Genomic DNA, 1,027 nt, shown 5'->3' with positions numbered 1-1,027 from the left:
CCGTCAGCGTCACGGTCTCGGCCGTGGTGGATATCGCCAACGACTCGATAACGACCAACGAGGACACGACGGTCAACATCGCGGTCAACGCCAACGACACGTTCGAGAACGCGGGTCATACGATCACCGCCATCGACGGCAACGCGGTTGTTGTTGGCACGCCTGTCGCGGTTGCGAACGGCATGGTCACGCTCAAGGCCGACGGCACGCTGGACTTCGCACCGGCCGCCAACTACAACGGCTCGACCAGCTTCACCTACACGGTGAGCTCGGGCGGCGTCGATGAGACGGCCACCGTTTCGGTCAGCATCACGCCCGTGCCGGACGCGCCGATGACCGTTGACCCGGCTGTCCCCGGCCAAACCTTCGATTCCGCCACTGGCAACTACGCCACCACCACGACTGAGGACACGGCCGTTACCGGTCAGGTCTCGGCAGTAGATGGCGATGGCGACCCGCTGGCCTACAGCGTGGGTACGCCGCCCGCGCACGGTTCGGTGACGGTCGATGCCACGACCGGCGCCTACACCTACACGCCGACCGCCGACTACTACGGCAGCGACAGCTTCGTGGTGGCGATCAACGACGGCACCGGCAACATCACGTTGTCCACGGTCAGCGTGACGGTGTCCGCGGTGGTGGATATTGCCAACGACACGGTCACGACCAACGAGGACACGCTGGTCAATATCAACGTCAACGCCAACGATACCTTCGAGAACGCGGGCCACGCGATCACCGCCATCGATGGCAACGCGGTTGTCGTCGGTACGCCGGTCGCGGTGGCGAACGGGATGGTCACGCTTAAGGCGGATGGCACGATCGATTTCGCACCGGCCGCCAACTACAACGGCTCGACCAGCTTCACCTACACGGTGAGCTCGGGTGGGGTCGATGAGACGGCCACGGTCAGTATCACGGTGACGGCAGTTCCCGATGCCCCGATGACGGTGGATCCGGCTGTTCCCGGCCAGACTTTCGATTCGGCTACCGGCAATTACGCCACCACCACGACGGAAGACACGGC

The 1,027-nt window shown here is 64.2% G+C and carries 1 protein-coding gene; it reads left to right on the top strand.

All coding sequences use genetic code 11. The annotated features are described in order from the left end of the window. On the top strand, positions 1–1,027 hold a 1,027-nt coding region (locus tag API01S_RS21455; protein ID WP_156487150.1), incomplete at both ends, for an Ig-like domain-containing protein.

It is taken from the genome of Achromobacter piechaudii NBRC 102461 (genome assembly GCF_001571245.1).
Taxonomy (GTDB): Bacteria; Pseudomonadota; Gammaproteobacteria; order Burkholderiales; family Burkholderiaceae_B; genus Achromobacter; species Achromobacter piechaudii.
The sequence above is the reverse complement of the archived record's forward strand: the minus strand, read 5'-3'. Positions and strand labels throughout refer to the sequence as shown.